This window comes from Terribacillus aidingensis, from assembly GCF_040703035.1.
In the GTDB taxonomy this organism is placed as follows: Bacteria; Bacillota; Bacilli; order Bacillales; family Amphibacillaceae; genus Terribacillus.
Genome location: NZ_CP159996.1, coordinates 426,548 through 441,940, shown reverse-complemented (window position 1 = coordinate 441,940; position 15,393 = coordinate 426,548). Strand labels below are relative to the sequence as shown.

The 15,393-nt window shown below is 45.4% G+C and carries 18 protein-coding genes; 1 reads left to right on the top strand and 17 read right to left on the bottom strand.

Features of this window, described 5'->3' with window-relative positions; genetic code table 11:
- Positions 1-16: 16 nt before the first annotated feature.
- The 15 genes from ABXS78_RS02425 to acpS all read right to left on the bottom strand — a co-directional run bounded on the left by ABXS78_RS02425 (position 17) and on the right by acpS (position 12,402).
- Positions 17-2,179, bottom strand: coding sequence for a Tex family protein (locus tag ABXS78_RS02425; RefSeq protein ID WP_366248768.1), 2,163 nt, complete (start codon positions 2,177-2,179; stop codon positions 17-19).
- Positions 2,180-2,268: 89 nt separating this feature from the next.
- Complete coding sequence (locus ABXS78_RS02420) at positions 2,269-2,865, bottom strand: SpoIIE family protein phosphatase (RefSeq protein WP_286160787.1); 597 nt, start codon at positions 2,863-2,865, stop codon at positions 2,269-2,271.
- Complete coding sequence (sigB, locus tag ABXS78_RS02415; protein ID WP_095224070.1) at positions 2,858-3,649, bottom strand: RNA polymerase sigma factor SigB; 792 nt, start codon at positions 3,647-3,649, stop codon at positions 2,858-2,860. The genes ABXS78_RS02420 and sigB overlap by 8 nt, the downstream gene beginning before the upstream one ends.
- The gene (gene rsbW, locus ABXS78_RS02410; RefSeq protein ID WP_038558151.1) at positions 3,621-4,097 is read right to left on the bottom strand and encodes an anti-sigma B factor RsbW; all 477 of its coding nucleotides are present in this window, start codon (positions 4,095-4,097) and stop codon (positions 3,621-3,623) included. Before rsbW ends, sigB begins: the two co-directional genes overlap by 29 nt.
- Before the next feature lie 2 nt (positions 4,098-4,099).
- Positions 4,100-4,429 (bottom strand): STAS domain-containing protein, encoded by a 330-nt coding sequence (locus ABXS78_RS02405; RefSeq protein ID WP_095224069.1) that lies wholly within the window; start codon positions 4,427-4,429, stop codon positions 4,100-4,102.
- Between the two features lie 56 nt (positions 4,430-4,485).
- Positions 4,486-5,496: a PP2C family protein-serine/threonine phosphatase gene (locus tag ABXS78_RS02400; RefSeq protein WP_095224068.1), complete on the bottom strand. Its 1,011-nt coding sequence runs from the start codon at positions 5,494-5,496 to the stop codon at positions 4,486-4,488.
- Positions 5,497-5,512: 16 nt separating this feature from the next.
- Positions 5,513-5,914, bottom strand: a complete 402-nt coding sequence (locus ABXS78_RS02395; RefSeq protein ID WP_038558144.1) for an anti-sigma regulatory factor — start codon at positions 5,912-5,914, stop codon at positions 5,513-5,515.
- A 2-nt stretch (positions 5,915-5,916) separates the two neighbouring features.
- On the bottom strand, positions 5,917-6,273 hold the full coding sequence (locus tag ABXS78_RS02390) for an STAS domain-containing protein (RefSeq protein ID WP_038558142.1): 357 nt from the start codon (positions 6,271-6,273) through the stop codon (positions 5,917-5,919).
- Complete coding sequence (locus ABXS78_RS02385; protein WP_366249855.1) at positions 6,270-7,142, bottom strand: RsbT co-antagonist protein RsbRA; 873 nt, start codon at positions 7,140-7,142, stop codon at positions 6,270-6,272. Before ABXS78_RS02385 ends, ABXS78_RS02390 begins: the two co-directional genes overlap by 4 nt.
- A gap of 209 nt (positions 7,143-7,351) precedes the next feature.
- Positions 7,352-7,702, bottom strand: coding sequence for a type II toxin-antitoxin system PemK/MazF family toxin (locus tag ABXS78_RS02380; RefSeq protein ID WP_038558138.1), 351 nt, complete (start codon positions 7,700-7,702; stop codon positions 7,352-7,354).
- Between the two features lie 4 nt (positions 7,703-7,706).
- Complete coding sequence (locus ABXS78_RS02375; RefSeq protein WP_038558136.1) at positions 7,707-7,982, bottom strand: hypothetical protein; 276 nt, start codon at positions 7,980-7,982, stop codon at positions 7,707-7,709.
- Positions 7,983-8,138: 156 nt separating this feature from the next.
- Complete coding sequence (gene alr, locus ABXS78_RS02370; RefSeq protein WP_366248767.1) at positions 8,139-9,311, bottom strand: alanine racemase; 1,173 nt, start codon at positions 9,309-9,311, stop codon at positions 8,139-8,141.
- 85 nt (positions 9,312-9,396) lie between these two features.
- Positions 9,397-10,413 carry an outer membrane lipoprotein carrier protein LolA gene (locus ABXS78_RS02365; protein ID WP_366248766.1) on the bottom strand — a complete coding sequence of 339 codons (1,017 nt, stop codon included), beginning with the start codon at positions 10,411-10,413 and terminating at the stop codon, positions 9,397-9,399.
- A 50-nt stretch (positions 10,414-10,463) separates the two neighbouring features.
- Positions 10,464-11,975, bottom strand: coding sequence for an NAD(P)H-hydrate dehydratase (locus tag ABXS78_RS02360; protein ID WP_366248765.1), 1,512 nt, complete (start codon positions 11,973-11,975; stop codon positions 10,464-10,466).
- 61 nt (positions 11,976-12,036) lie between these two features.
- The gene (gene acpS, locus ABXS78_RS02355; protein ID WP_366248764.1) at positions 12,037-12,402 is read right to left on the bottom strand and encodes a holo-ACP synthase; all 366 of its coding nucleotides are present in this window, start codon (positions 12,400-12,402) and stop codon (positions 12,037-12,039) included.
- A gap of 155 nt (positions 12,403-12,557) precedes the next feature.
- Here acpS and ABXS78_RS02350 point away from each other — a divergent pair, with 155 nt between their 5' ends.
- Positions 12,558-13,328, top strand: coding sequence for a rhomboid family intramembrane serine protease (locus ABXS78_RS02350; RefSeq protein WP_366248763.1), 771 nt, complete (start codon positions 12,558-12,560; stop codon positions 13,326-13,328).
- Positions 13,329-13,354: 26 nt separating this feature from the next.
- Here the strand turns inward: ABXS78_RS02350 and ABXS78_RS02345 are convergent, their stop codons facing one another.
- Both ABXS78_RS02345 and ABXS78_RS02340 read right to left on the bottom strand, forming a co-directional pair.
- Positions 13,355-14,797 carry a PH domain-containing protein gene (locus ABXS78_RS02345; protein WP_366248762.1) on the bottom strand — a complete coding sequence of 481 codons (1,443 nt, stop codon included), beginning with the start codon at positions 14,795-14,797 and terminating at the stop codon, positions 13,355-13,357.
- On the bottom strand, positions 14,790-15,269 hold the full coding sequence (locus ABXS78_RS02340) for a PH domain-containing protein (protein ID WP_366248761.1): 480 nt from the start codon (positions 15,267-15,269) through the stop codon (positions 14,790-14,792). Before ABXS78_RS02340 ends, ABXS78_RS02345 begins: the two co-directional genes overlap by 8 nt.
- Between the last annotated feature and the right edge of the window lie 124 nt (positions 15,270-15,393).

Here is a 15,393-nt window from a genome sequence, read left to right as displayed (position 1 = left end):
TTTTTCGCTGTTATTGTTACTTCACCATTGTAAGTGCAATTCGCTGTTTGTCAATATCTACTCTATCTACCCAAACAGTGACTACATCTCCTACCGATGCAATATCCATCGGATGCTTCACAAACTTATTAGACATTTTGGATATATGGACAAGTCCATCTTGCTTAACCCCTATGTCGACGAACACACCAAAATCAACGACATTTCGGACAGTTCCTTGCAGTTCCATCCCTTCTTTAAGATCTTCCATTGCCAATACATCCTGCTTCAATAATGGTTGATCAAAATCATCACGCGGATCTCTTCCCGGTTGATTAAGGGCTTGTACGATATCCCGGAGTGTAAGATCACCGATGCCCAATTCTGCAGCAATCTCGGCTATATCAAGATCTGCAAGCTTCTCACGCAGTTTATCAGTCCCTATATCCACTACATCCGCACCAAGCCGCTTCAGAAGCTGCTTTGTGGCAGCATAACTCTCTGGATGGATAGGCGTTCTATCAAGCGGCTCCTCGCCGTCCAGGACACGCAGAAATCCGATACTCTGTTCATATGTCTTGCTGCCGAGCCTAGGAATAGACTTAAGCTGCTTACGCGAGGAAAACTTACCAATTTCATTCCGCTGCTTCACGACATTTGCTGCCACCGTCTTACTAAATCCAGATACATACTGCAGCAAGGATTCAGAGGCTGTGTTCACATTGACACCCACTTGGTTTACCGCAGTCTCCACAACAAAACCTAGGGAATCATTCAATCTTTTTTGTCCCACATCATGCTGGTACTGTCCCACACCAATCGATTTTGGATCGATTTTGACTAGTTCTGCTAATGGATCCTGAACTCTGCGACCGATGGAAATAGCACTTCGTTCTTCTACTTGCAGTTCCGGAAATTCTTTTCTCGCTAATTCTGATGCAGAATACACACTTGCACCCGCCTCATTTACGATTATATAAGCGACGTTGCTTTCCGTCTGTTTTATTACATCTGCAATGAATTGTTCTGTTTCCCGTGATGCAGTTCCGTTACCAATTGCAATCAGTTCTACATCATACTTATTCAATAATGCCTCAACGACTTTACCAGCTCCTTTGATATCATGACGCGGTGCAGTAGGATAGATGACATTTTTTTCGAGCAATTTTCCTGTCTCATCTATTACTGCCAGCTTACAGCCTGTGCGAAAAGCCGGATCCACTCCTAATACAACCCGACCCTTCAATGGCGGTTGAAGAAGAAGGTTTTTCAAGTTCTCCGAGAAAATTTTAATTGCTTGCTCTTCCGCTTTCTCTGACAGCATGGAGCGAATTTCCCGTTCAACTGATGGCTGGATGAGACGCTTATAGCTGTCCTCTATAATTGTTTGCAAGACAGATGCCACATCAGCAGCAGTTCTTTGCTTGATAACTTTCCGTTTAAGATAACCTAGAATGACATCTGCAGGAGGCTCAACAGTTACCCGCAGTATGCCTTCTTTCTCACCGCGGTTGACAGCCAATGTCCGATGGGACGCCATCTGACGAATTGGCTCCTGGTACCCATAGTACATTTCGTATACGCCTTTTTCATCGTCTTCTACCTTTTTCACTTTCGTTAACAGCACACCTTGCTTCTCTGTCTTTTCTCGGATATAGTCCCGGAAAGCTGCTTGCTCACTGATCCATTCGGCTACTATGTCACTTGCACCCTGCAGCACTTCTTCAACTGTCTGCAGTTCTTTCTCAGGGTTGATATATGCTTTGGCTTCTTTTTCAAGGTGCTGGATTGTTTGTTCATACAACCCCTTTGCTAGAGGCTCCAAACCTTTTTCTTTAGCGATTGTAGCTTTTGTGCGCCGCTTTTGCTTATAGGGACGATACAAATCTTCGATACGCTGCAGCTGCATGGCTGCAAGAATATCACGCTTTAGTTCTTCTGTCAGTTTGCCTTGTTCTTCAATCAAACGGATTACTTCTGTCTTCCGCTGATGGAGCTGCTGTGCATACTCCCATTTATCTTGAATCGCTTTTATTTCAACTTCATCAAGAGCGCCAGTCTGCTCTTTCCTATAACGCGCAATAAACGGTACTGTATTGCCCTCTTCCAGCAAATTGATGACCTGCTTAATTGATGATTGCTTAATTGATGTTTCTTTTTCGACCCATTGGATGAGTCTGGCTTGAATGGTTGCTTCCAATTTTGTTCCTCCTGACTGCTTCTATGTCCATTGTAGCAGAATTGCCAGACAGATAAAAAAAGGATCAGCACCTGAGTCAGGCACCGATCCTATTCCGTGTATTTCATAGCTATCATAGTAATATCATCTTTATGCGGCTTTTGTTTGGAAAGAGCGAACATATCCCGTATCTTGCGTACGTCCTTTTCTTTGAAAAGGTCTTGTGTAAGCTCGTTATCAGACACCCCATCAGAGAACATGACGAATATCATATCATCCTGTAGAATCCCTCGGGAAATTTTATATTTCCGTGGATACCCTGCAAGAAAACCCTGGCTTGGTATACAGCGTTCCCTTTTGCCGCTCGTAATCGTCATGATACCGATATTCCCAATGCTAGTGAAGGAATACGTACCTGCCCGATAATCCACCTTTAGGATACCGAGGACAACTCCGCGTTTCCCTACCAGCACTTCGTTTGATCTCCTGATCAATTCATCGATTCCGCTGTGTACATGGTCTTGAATCACATCTACTACAACCTGTGATGACTCTTTTGCAAATTCTCCGCTTCCAAGACCATCCGCCAGGACACAGATGAATTCATGTTCCGATTCGTGATAGAAATAACTATCTCCGCAATAATAGTTGCCCTTTTTAGGCTCCTGAAACGCCGACACATCCATATGGAGATAAGTATCACTCAAAGCTGTCAGCACCTTCAGCTTGTAAGGCTTCCCGTAATTTGCGCAGAGCTCTGCGCTGCAGACGCGATACATGCATCTGAGAAATACCGAGTCTTTCTCCTGTGTCTTTTTGACTCATATTCTCAAAATAAGTGCAGCGAAGAATTTCCTGCTCCCGCTCACTAAGAATCGGCAGCACCTTTTCCAGCAGCATTCTGCGGTCAATATCTTCGTAGCCATTATCCGTCGAACCTACCAAATCAAGGATCGCTACAGTACTGCCATCTGAATCAGCTTCAATCTTTCTGTCAACAGACAATGCCTTGTAGCTTTTGCCCATTTCCATTGTCTCTAAAATGTCCTCCTCGGACACTTCCAGAAAAGCAGCGATTTCCGCCACAGTCGGGGACTTCTGATTATCAGTAGTCAGCTCGTCGATTGCTTTACGAATTTTCGGACCCAGTTCTTTGATCCGCCGCGGCACATGGACACTCCATGTCTTATCGCGAATAAAACGTTTGATTTCTCCGATGATGGTCGGAATAGCAAATGATTCGAAAGACTTGCCGAACTCCGGATTATACCGACGGATCGCTGCAAGCAAGCCGAGCATTCCAACTTGAACCAAATCTTCATGGATGGAACTGTTCTTAGAGTATTTCCTCGCTATGGATGTGACAAGATCTTTGTATGTGAGTACGATTTTTTCTTGGATTTCTTCATCTGTGGGATACTTTTGCAGATGATCTATCCATTTATAAACCTCATCCTCACGGTTATTGTGTGGTTGAGATTTGGTCGTCATCTAGTCCCACCCCATTTTCATGAAGGTATTTCGTCATGAGGACGATCACTCCGGAATCACTATTGATTTCCACTTTGTCCATCAACGCGTCAATCAGGAATAAACCGAAACCGCCCTCCCTCAGCTGTTCAATGGGTTCTGCAGCTTCATATGGTCCAATATTCCGTTTCACTTGATCCAAGTTGAAACTGCCGCCATGATCCGCGACCATGACTTCGAGCCGATTTTCATAAACACCAAAACCAATTGTAACTTCGCCATCTTCATCTTTCTCATATGCATGGTTCACAGTGTTTGTTACCGCCTCGGAAATTGCAACCTTCAAATCCTCGATATCCTCGTAGGAAAAGCCCATCCGGTTTGCAACACCTGAGCTAGTCAGTCGAATTACACCAACGTATTCTGGTTTAGCCGGTACTTTAATCTCGATAAAATCGAAAGATTCCATAATTAATAGCCACCTTGTACTGTTTTGTCAACATCGATCACATCGATCAAACCTGTAATCTCGAACAAACGGTATACACGGTCCTGCAGCTGTACGAGCTTCAATTCACTGTTGTTCTCTTTTGTCGATTTCAATCCGCTAACGAATACGCCTAATCCGGTACTGTCCATATAATTAACATGCTCCAGATTAACCTCCACTTTACTGCCCTCTTTTTCAGTAAGGGATAAAAGTGTCTCTTTCAGTTTAGGAGCTGTATACGCATCTATTTCACCAGCTAATAAGACTACTGATTTTCCTTCTTTTTCTTGTACGTCAACAGTTAAGTTCATCATGTACCTCCTAAGGGCTAGTTACCATTCCTATGTAATACCCGTTTGTCCTTTTTTTAAACATCTTTTTTGATAATTATCAGTGTAAAATCATCTCGCAGGTGAAAATCCTGGAGTCTTTCAAAATGCTTATACACGTTTTCCACCAACTCCTGCGCTGAAAGATGGGAAAAGCTCTTGATAACCTCAAGCACTTCCTCACTCTCAATGAAGCGATCTCCTTGACGGCATTCTGTCACACCATCGGTAAGCAGGATAACCATATCACCTGCATGGATTTCCCTTTCATACTGGCGGTACTGGGCCATATCTGTCACGCCAAGAACGACTCCTTTTGCCCGAATCTCTTCAAAGGTATCGTCAGCAGCATGATAATAGAAGCCTGGCTCATGTCCCGCTGATGAATAGGATATTGTGCTGGCTGCCGGATTGAAAAGCGCATAAAACATTGTAATGAACATACTTGGATCGACATTCCGTTCCACTACCCGATTAAGGCTTTCCAATATTTCACTCGGGTTTTTATGCTCAGACGGAAAGCTTTCCATTGCGTATTTGATCATCGACATGCATAATGCTGCCGGGATACCTTTGCCGATCACATCAGCCACCGTTATACCTACAGTACCATCTTCATGATGGATGAAGTGGTGATAATCTCCATTCATTTGATTCGCAGGTACACTTACGACTCCGATATCGAAACCTTCTACATCCGGCTTCACTGTTGACAGCAATGTATTTTGCATTCTGGCCGCTACGGAAATTTCCGATTTTATCTCCAGCTGTGTTTCACGAAGATCCTGGAATTCCTGCAATGCCAGACCGTAAGAAATCATTACTTCCAACAGAAAGCTCATCGAGTGCTGAATGTTCTCCGGAAGATCAGGATAAATATCTTCCAGCGCATTGATATGCGTGTTGATGATCTCCTCCAGCGAGATATTATGCTGGATGGAGCGTTTACTTATCTGCTCTGCCTCGTATAAGGCAGACTCGTCTTGTGTATTGATGTATTGTTTGAGCAGTTCACGATAGTGTGACAGATCTAGCTTAAGCGCATCCACCTGGCATCATCCTCCTCTAACGAACCCATTTAACGACGCGGATTTCCGTTCCTTCGCCTGTCTTTGAAGTAATATCGAATTCATCCATCAAGCGTTTTACACCAGGAAGACCTGCGCCAAGACCTCCAGATGTGGAGAAACCATCTTCCATTACCTGACTGATATCTTTTATACCGGGACCTGTATCAATGGCAACAATGCAAATTCCGCGCGAACCGACGTTCTCCACCTCATCGAAACAGATCTTACCGCTTCCTGCATACAGGTAGATATTGCGTGCAAGCTCTGATATAGCAGTTGCTATACGGGCCTGGTCAACAATCCCGAAGCCAAGCTTCTTCGAAAAGTCGCGGCCGAATTGTCTGGCACCGACAATGTCCCATTCTTTCTGTATATTTACACAGGTTCTGAAGTCCATTTTCACTCCTCCAGTTCCTGGCGCAATTTAATCAATCCTTGTTCTAGATCTAATGCCGTAGTTACCTCATTCAAATGAATGCCCAAATCAATTAGTGTTACTGCTACGGCTGGCTGAATGCCGGTCAGCACGACTTTTGCGCCCATCAAGTCTGACATCGTCACCACATCACCTAGTACCTTGGCGATGAAGGAATCGATAATGTCAACAGACGTCAGGTCGATAACTACCCCTGTTGCTCCGCTTTGATGAATTTTGTTGAGCAGGTCTTCCTGGAACTGAATGGCAGTCTGATCATCAAGATCAATCTGGATGCTGATCAGCAAGTAATTATGCAGCTTCAATATTGGAATTCTCACGATTGTTCACTCCTATCAAGCGAATCGATCAGCTCTTCTATAGTCTGTTCTTCGCTGTTTGTTTGTACGATCATTTGATTCGTCATTTCAAGAGCCGTTGTAAATCCTTTACGCAGAGAGCTTTTCGTCGGGAACTTACTAAGATCTATCCCAAGATTCACTATCGTCTGAGCTATCTCGGGTCTAATGCCAACAAGGATACAAGTAGAACCGATCAGTCTCACTGCTTCTGCCGCCTGGATGATGTGATGCGCAACCATCGTGTCCACAACTGGCACCCCGGTGATATCGATCAGCACAACCTCGGCATGGTGTTTGATTACTCCATCGAGTAAGTTCTCCATTATGAATTTAGCACGCTCGGTATCAATGGTACCGATAAGAGGCATGACCGTAATATTGTCCATAACCGGAATCAACGGTGCAGAAAGCTCTTGCAATGCGACACGCTGGAGTGAAACTGTATTTTCCCAGCTGCCGGAATACTCATTCACAAGCTGGTTGATCACTGGATTGACAAGCTCGTCCACATGACGCAGAACTTTTGGTACAGGTACATCCAATTCTTCATGTTCAATGAGAAACTCAATTGCGACACGCTTAAAAAGCTGCAGACCATCTGTTAGATAGCTGAGCGGCCAACCTAAGTTAATTACGCGTTCTGTAAAACTGTCCAGATCAGAAGTCAAACTCTCCTTTTCGACACTGCCGAAAATGATATTGACGAATTCCCGATTGGTGTTTTCGAAAAGATCCTGTGAAATAGCGGAATTTGCTACTTCCTTCTGCTTCTCTGCGACTTCCTCAAGCCACATATTAACCAGATCATTACTATTTCCAACCAGAATCTCCTTCAGATTTTTTGCCATCATGAAACCCCCGTATTGTAACGTTCACCTTGTCAAGGCTGATTTGCTGCAGTCATATGTTCAAGGTCACTATTATCTACTCTTAATCTAACACCAATACGCCCGCCTTGCCAATAAGGCGACTTCTTCTTAGTATATACCAAATTCCAATAGGACTGAAATCAAAATAAAAAGCCCTCACGTTTATATACGCAAGGACTATTCCATACCTAGAACTCTGTAAGCCCTAGACTTATTTCAAGTGCTCGATTTATATTCTCCATCATTGGAGGGTCCAGCTGTGTGATTTTATCAGTCAGCCGCTGCTTGTCGATTGTTCGGATCTGTTCCAGAAGAATGACGGAATCCCGTTCAAATCCATACTTCTTGGCATCGATCTCCACGTGGGTCGGCAGCTTGGCTTTTTGGATTTGTGCCGTTATCGCTGCTATGATGACGGTCGGACTGAATCGGTTTCCGATATCATTCTGCAGGACCAATACCGGGCGCACGCCCCCCTGTTCTGATCCCACTACCGGGGACAGGTCGGCGAAATAGACTTCGCCTCTTTTAACGATCAAAGGCCTACACCCCGCTTACAAGGCGCTCTAACGTTACTTCTGCCTCCTCTTCAGCTTGAAAAGCTTCTGAAGCGATATTTAGATTGATACGTGCCATTTCCATGTACCCTTTTTGCATGGTCTCACGAATATTCTTTCTTTCCTGCACGTATGACTTAGCCGCTTGATAGAAGAAATGATCGAGACTATTGTTATTGTTCTGCATCAAACCATCCACCTCATTCAGGAGTTTCTTAGGCAGCTTTACAACGATTTCTTGTAAGCCTTCGGACACAACCATACACCTCCACCAATTCGCTCGGGTCGTTTCTGTAAAAATCCACTTTCATCATACCATCCGAGCCATGTGTTTGCAAAGGACCCTCCGGAACTTTTTGATAAAAAAAGCCTTTTTCAAACAAAAAGCTTGGGAGAAAGGCTGACTTTCTGCCGAAAATTATAAGCTTTCGCCAGGAGAAAGTGCATTGGCGATTTCGACAATCTGACCAGAGCGTTTATAGACGCGCGGCATTCGAGCGCCAATAAGGCAAGGAATCTCATAATTGATAGTGTCTACCCAGTCTGCCACTTCATCCATGCTGATAAAAGCATCCAGCTGCGAACCGATGAGAACAACTTCCGTACCGGTTGGATAGGCTTTATCGAGCTTCACCATGCATTGATCCATGCAGACCCTGCCTACAATCGGCATTCTCTTGCCATCTACAAGTACCTCGAACCCTTGCATTTTGCGGATCCATCCATCTGCATATCCGATAGGCAGTGTCCCGATCCATTCCGGTTTATCTGTTTCATAGGTTGCGCCATAACTCACCGCTTCATGCGCCTCAAGCTGTTTGACATGCACTAGTTTACTGTGCAGGGAAAACGCTTGACGGAGTGCTATCGGATGCTCTTCTTTGACGGTCTTTGACGGATAAAGTCCATACATGCCGATGCCGAAACGGACAAAATCCGACTCATCCGCAGCAAAACGCATGCTGGCTGCACTATTGTCTGTGTGGACGATGACTGGGTGGTGCCATTCCTCCCGCAGAGACTTGAATAACTCGTCAAATTTGCTTCGCTGTCCTTCAAAATATGCCAAATCAGACTCATCAGCTGTTGCAAAATGTGTATAGACACCTTCCAGGATTAAAGACGGCGCATCAAGCATTGGCAATACAGAGTGAATTTCTTCCGCTGTCCGGAAGCCTAATCTCCCCATTCCCGTATCCAGCTTCATATGCAGCTGAAGAGGCTTGCGGAATTGTTGGGCACGCACTGCCTCCAGCCAATCCTTACGGTAAAAGGTAAGCGAAATATCATGCTCTGCGGCAATTGCCGCATCCTCAGCACGAGTTGCTCCGAGCACAAGGATCGCTGCCTGTATGCCGGCTTTTCGCAAATGAATCGCCTCATCCAGAAAAGCGACCGCCAGTGCTGATGCCCCTGCGTTCAGCGCAGCCTTCGCGACTTGGGCATATCCATGTCCATATGCATTCGCTTTGACAACCGCATAAATCCCTTTGTCTTCTCCGATATGTGCTGCCAGTTGCTTTATATTATATTCAACATGATCGAGATTTATTTCCACCCAAGAATCCCGATAAAAATGGTCGACCTTCATTTTGTATTCATCTCCTAGAATTTTTACCTCCGTCTATTATAGCAGGAAAACAAAAAAGCAGACTGGGTTCGTCTGCTTCTGTTCATTATTTCATAGCCTGCCCATTGATGGATGCCGCTACTTCCTGGATTTCTTCCCGAGTCAATTCCTCACTGGCAAGCATATAATCGACGCCGTTGTTTGTCCATGTCAGACTGGAGGAGGTAATGGCTCCTACGGTGAAACCGAGGCTGATTGGTTCGCCGCTAGCCGGTATCGCTGCGGCTGCAGCAGTCTCGGATACATCCGCTTGTTCCTGAATCAATGTAAAACTCTTCTCGCCTTCATATGTCAGGATTACCCGTTCCTTCCCGTCAGCATTGACTTCCTTCTCCTCAGCAAGTGCAGCCCCCGCTGTCTCTGTCGGATATAACACAGTCAATCCTTGCTGTTCACTCGGTACTGCAGAAGCTGGTACCCCGGATAGAGATCCAGTCATATTGTTCTCTAGTTCAAAGTCCTTTTCACCGAACTTCGGATCAAGTTTGAATGCGGAGAAGGCTACTTCGACCATTGGCTTTTTATCTTTATCCAATACTTTTACCAGCTCAGGTGTATATGTTTTTTTGTTGAAATAGATTTCCTGGTAAGGCAGCGTTGTATTGTTCTGATATGTCGTTTTCGTCTGGAACACATAATACTCTTCTGTAGATTCGAAGGTTGCAGTATTGTCTTTCAGAACATCCTGCACGAGCGATTGGAACAAATACGGCTGACTGCTGTTATAAGGCCACTCACTCTGGAATTTGAAGCTTTTCTTCAAAGCAGGTGTGAGAACGAATACGCCATCTTTATTGCGCAGAATCACCTGACTGCCCTGCTCATCTGTATCATTTTTCAACAAGACCCGGTAATGGTCATCTTTCTGATACCACACGTCAATACCATAGGCTTGCTGTTCTTCTCCTGTGTTCAGCTTCATAGTGGCTTCGGCCTTGTAGCCTTGCAGCTCAGCTGATGTCTCTTCCAGCTTCTTTACTACATCTTCCTGAGAGGCTTCACTGCAGCCGGCTAATAAGAATAAAAAGGCAGCAAAGACAATCAAACCAGCAAATTTTTTCATGGTCACACTCCTTTGTCAGCTATAAAGCGAACAAAGAGAACATGCCCCCGTCAATCGGAAATGGTACGAAAAACCTTGGCCAGCCCCTTCATAAGATCAGTTGCCAATAAGTCCTGCTGGGAATGCGAATCTTCGACCAATACATCGGCTGCTTTTCCGTGGATGTAAACTCCGTTTGCAACTGCCTCCATCGGATCCTCGTGCTGCATGAGCATTGTAAGGAGGATACCGGAAAGTACATCTCCGCTTCCACCCTTACTTAGACCAGGGTTGCCAGTCGTATTGACAACCTGACTGCCATCTGGGGCGGTGATGATGGTGTATGCCCCTTTCAGCACGAGATGTACCTGGTGCATTATCGCAAATTTCCGAGCCAGCTCGAATGGTCGTTCCAGCAGTTCCGGCACTTTCATATCCAGTAGCATGGCCATTTCTCCAGGATGCGGCGTCAAAACTGTCGGAGCTTGTCTATTCCGAAGGATCTCCAGGTCGGATTTGATATGATAAAGACCATCAGCATCTAAAAGGACAGGAACTTCCGCTTCTTCAAGCACCCGTTTCGTCAAGGCAGCTGTTGCTTCGCTCCGTCCCATTCCCATGCCGACGACAATTGCATCATAAGGACTTACATCCAAGTCTTCCGTATCGACTATCACGCCATTCTCCTCATTCAAAGAAGTGAATGTCGCTTCTGCCAAGTGGGATAATACAGATGGAATGACCTGGCGCAAGGTTCCGACAGTCAGAAGACCTGCTCCTGCCCTAAGAGAAGCCATGCTGGACATCGTAACTGATCCTGGCATTTCAATTCCTCCCCCGATGAGGAATCCTTTGCCATTTGTCCCTTTATGAGAAAAAGGCTGCCGGATCGGAAATGACCGCTTCACGTCCTTTTCAGTCCATGTTCTGGCACCGGCTTGTCTGCCTAGATAGGCAGCCGGCAGGCCGATGGATACTGTATCCCATTTTCCGTAGTAAGGTGCTGTTTTCTGGATGAAGGCGCTAGGTTTCGGCGCTTCGATGATGAAGGTATAATCGGCTTCGATCGCTTCTTCAAATTCCGAGGCATCATCCGCCGGTACACCGGAAGGCAAATCAATGGCATAAACACGTGCATCACTGTCATTGACAGCCTGTACGGTTTCCGTATAGGGGCTTCGCAGTTTGCCGCGAACACCCAAGCCCAGCATCGCATCCACAATGATATCCGCTTTAGCCAATGCGGGCTGGAAAGCATCTGCTTCCACATCCATCACTTCACCGCCAAGCCGGTCGTAAACCTGCTGATGCATCGCTGCATCGGCTGTCAGGTTGCGCCCTACTTGGACAGCAGCCACATCATACCCTTCATTCAGCAGCGTCCTGGCTACTACATATCCATCGCCGCCATTATTGCCGGAGCCACATAGGACTAATATTCTGTCCGTGGTTCCGATCAGCGGTTTCATCCTTTCCGCAATGGCACGGCCAGCAGATTCCATTAAGATGCTGCCGCTGATCCCTATTTCCTCCATTGCATAACGATCCACTTCGTACATTTCCTTTGCGGTGACAATATACACGCTGTTCCCTCCTACCCGCACTACAATTTATGAGACAGGCCCACATAATATGCAAACAAGTCTATTTATCCTGCGTAATGATCACTTGCGCAGCAGCATATGCATCCGAATGGGTAATCGACAGGAAAACCTGCTCCCCCTCTGCCTGGTCGCTGGCTTTGAGGACTGGCGCTCCTGCTCCATTCGGCATTATTTCAATATCATGAAGACCCAATTTGCCTAAACCGGTGCCTCTTGCTTTTGCGTAGGCTTCCTTTGCAGCAAAACGTCCAGCAGCAAATTCCACTTTCCGTTTATCTGAAGATAGTGAATGATAATGTGTTTGTTCTGATTTTGTCAGAATCCTAGTCAGGATCCTCTCGCTTTGCACAATCGCTTTTTCGATACGTGCCAATTCTGTAATATCTAATCCGATACCCTTAATCATGATCGTACAACCCACCTTCCAACTGAATTCTCTACCGAGTATTGTACCCTATATGTATAAAAGCAGGGGGGAAAGTTATAAGATGTTATGACAAGCAATTTTCATTGGATTACGCTATGCTGTTAGCTAAAAGAAGGTATGAAGGAGGGATTGGATTGTTCCGCAGAAATGAAAGCTTTAAAGAATATTTATATGCTTATCCTGTCATCAGCTTGATCGTAGCAGTTAATCTGCTGCTTTGGATTATAACAGGCCTGTTGCCAACTGAATTCGGAAGCAGCCTCTATCAATTTGGAGCAGGTGTGAATCTCTTCATCTCTGGCGGAGAATACTGGAGGCTCGTAACACCTATCTTCCTGCACGCACCCGGAAGCATCTCGCATGTGCTTTTCAACTGTTTCTCCCTGGTTATATTCGGACCAGCTCTCGAGCAAATGCTAGGGAAACTGAAGTTCATCCTGTTTTACTTGCTGACCGGAATTGTTGGAAATGCTGTGACTTATGTACTTGATCCTTACAGCTTTGTCAGTCATATAGGAGCATCCGGTGCAATCTATGGATTGTTTGGAATTTACCTGTTTATGGTTTATTTCCGCAAGCATTTGATAGATCCCGGAAATGCGCAATTGATCGTCATCATCTTCCTTGTCGGTATCGTAATGTCATTGTTTTCCGCAAATATAAACCTCACAGCACATCTAGCTGGAGCTGTGGCAGGATTTGTACTAGCTCCACTCTTTCTTATAAAAGCAAAGCCTTTCTCCATTTATCGAAACAAACGACCTCGCCAGCGTGATGACGATGCAGGCTTTGATGCTGACCGCTGGAAAAAACGTCCGTATGGGAAACGAACCAATAAGAAGGTTATCATGTGGATTGTTATCGCAGCTTTAGTGCTTATCGGTATCTACGATTATATGAATTGAACCGCACAAATGTTGTGCGGTTCTTTTTAACTGCGGAAGGAATACCAGTCAGATGCATTCTTTGTATCCTTTTCTTCCAGATGCTTCACCTTGAATCTGCTTCCCATTGTCCCTCCTGATGCAACAGCAATCTTCAATGTACCAAGCTGTTTTTTTGATTGAAAGTAATGCTGGGATCCATAGAAAGCCTGTACCTTTTTACGATTCACATGGACAGTGACTCGTGTCAGCTCCCTGTACCGCATCGTAAGCATATCTGTCTCCCAGGATACACCAGCGTCCCGATAGCTTAGGATACCGAAGATAATGGTAAGTACGACGAGCAGAAGAGCCAGCAGCCCGTACCCGCCAAAGAAGTAGACTAGCACTCCGGTTGCTAAAACAGTAATGAGCAATGGGAGAAATAGATACCGAAGCAATGCACGCTTCGGCGGCTTCCTAAAGCTCGGCTCCACTACAAATTCAGGTAACAGCTCATTAAGAAAATTAGCGAGCTCAGTTTTTTTCAGCAGCGGGAAAAGGACAGTGGAAAAACTATTTTTGTCAGCATCACTTGCTCCACCTGCAATTTCTGCGCTCACCGCAAGTAATCCGAATGGCTGGCGAAAGATATTTTCTTCTATTTTCAGTGCTTGAATTCGATGCAACGGTATGGTCATTTCCCTTTTTTCAAGCAGACCTCTTCGTATGGAAAGCTCATTCCCTTGCTTGGTTATGTCAAAGAAGCAATATTTTAATATCGTTCCAACCATGGCCACCATCCATGTCAACGCCAAGCTGCCGATGACAAAGATGATTGATAGAAGCAAGCTCTGCTGCGATAGCCAATCATAAGCAAAAGAATAGATATTTATATTAACTATCTCATCTGCTTGCTGTGTAATTGCAAAAAGGAACCCGAAAATGACACCCGTGCCGCCCGAGGTAGCAGCAGCGACTAGCAAGCGGCGGAAACTGAGCCGATAGCTGGTCCGCTCCTCTCGCATCGGTGCATCCTCCGTATTCTCCTGTAGAACGATATTCTCTTTCCTTTTTACAAACTGCTGTATCGCCGCAGCGTCCAACTGGGAAAGGGCCGGAATCATCCCTTCCGCCTCTTTTCCGCCACCTGCTGTCTGTACCTCCAGCTTAACCAGACCAAAAAGTCTGTGAAGGATATTTGCACTTGTATTCACGGAATGGATACGATGTCGGGATATATAACGCTTTTTCCTTATAAAAACCCCAGATTCAATTCGGAGTTCATCATCTTCCATCCGATATGTGAATCGGTACCAATATAAAAATCCAAACAGACCGCTTAGCAGTAAGATAACCCCAATAAGTGCGAAAGGACTCCACCAAAACAACTTAGTCATATCCCTCAGTAATGCGATAAATGCAATAGCAAGTGGAACAATGGCGTCTTTGATGAGCTTCAGCATCCGGAGGACGATACTGATTGGATGCATCCTTTTCGGTTCAGACATCTTCTTCCTCCACACGAGCAAGTATCCCGATACGATCACGCAGCTCCAAAGCTTCCTCCAAAGCCAATGCTGGTATATTATGTGTCGTTGCAGCTGTTGAGACAGATACCGTGGCCAAACTGAATTTCTTCAGCACCGGTCCTTGCTCGGTATCGACATGCTGCACCCGGATCATCGGCACAATCGTTTGCGTAACAATGAAGATGCCGCTTTGTATGTATATTTCCTGCTCAAACACTTCATAACGCCACCTTCTCCATCGCAGCGCTGGAAGCAGCCAGATAAAGAAGATCAAGCTAGCGGCGATAATAGCCCAAGCAATATAAATGATAGGATCCGGAATGGACCAGGTATTCCAGAAGTACGTAAGAACCCCTGCTACAATGACTGGAAGCAGCATATAAAGGCTGGCATTGATGCGCCAAACCTTCTTTGCATTGACTGCAATTTTGTTACGTGGCTGTGACTTCATGTTCTTCCCCCTCTTCAGTTTTACCATACGTTTCGACTGGAAATTTGTTTCGTTTTTGAATGAAAAAAGAGCCTTGGAAATAATACTCCAAGACTCTTGCCATTAAAAAAGACACCCTTTCAGG

Coding starts and splice junctions, on each gene's coding strand:
- sigB (WP_095224070.1), bottom strand. CDS start 3,649: ATGACGACCAAATCTCAACCACACAATAACCGTGAGGATGAGGTTTAT.
- rsbW (WP_038558151.1), bottom strand. CDS start 4,097: ATGGAATCTTTCGATTTTATCGAGATTAAAGTACCGGCTAAACCAGAA.
- ABXS78_RS02405 (WP_095224069.1), bottom strand. CDS start 4,429: ATGAACTTAACTGTTGACGTACAAGAAAAAGAAGGAAAATCAGTAGTC.
- ABXS78_RS02395 (WP_038558144.1), bottom strand. CDS start 5,914: ATGGACTTCAGAACCTGTGTAAATATACAGAAAGAATGGGACATTGTC.
- ABXS78_RS02385 (WP_366249855.1), bottom strand. CDS start 7,142: ATGGCAAAAAATCTGAAGGAGATTCTGGTTGGAAATAGTAATGATCTG.
- ABXS78_RS02375 (WP_038558136.1), bottom strand. CDS start 7,982: ATGGTTGTGTCCGAAGGCTTACAAGAAATCGTTGTAAAGCTGCCTAAG.
- alr (WP_366248767.1), bottom strand. CDS start 9,311: ATGAAGGTCGACCATTTTTATCGGGATTCTTGGGTGGAAATAAATCTC.
- ABXS78_RS02365 (WP_366248766.1), bottom strand. CDS start 10,413: ATGAAAAAATTTGCTGGTTTGATTGTCTTTGCTGCCTTTTTATTCTTA.
- acpS (WP_366248764.1), bottom strand. CDS start 12,402: ATGATTAAGGGTATCGGATTAGATATTACAGAATTGGCACGTATCGAA.
- ABXS78_RS02345 (WP_366248762.1), bottom strand. CDS start 14,797: ATGTCTGAACCGAAAAGGATGCATCCAATCAGTATCGTCCTCCGGATG.
- ABXS78_RS02340 (WP_366248761.1), bottom strand. CDS start 15,269: ATGAAGTCACAGCCACGTAACAAAATTGCAGTCAATGCAAAGAAGGTT.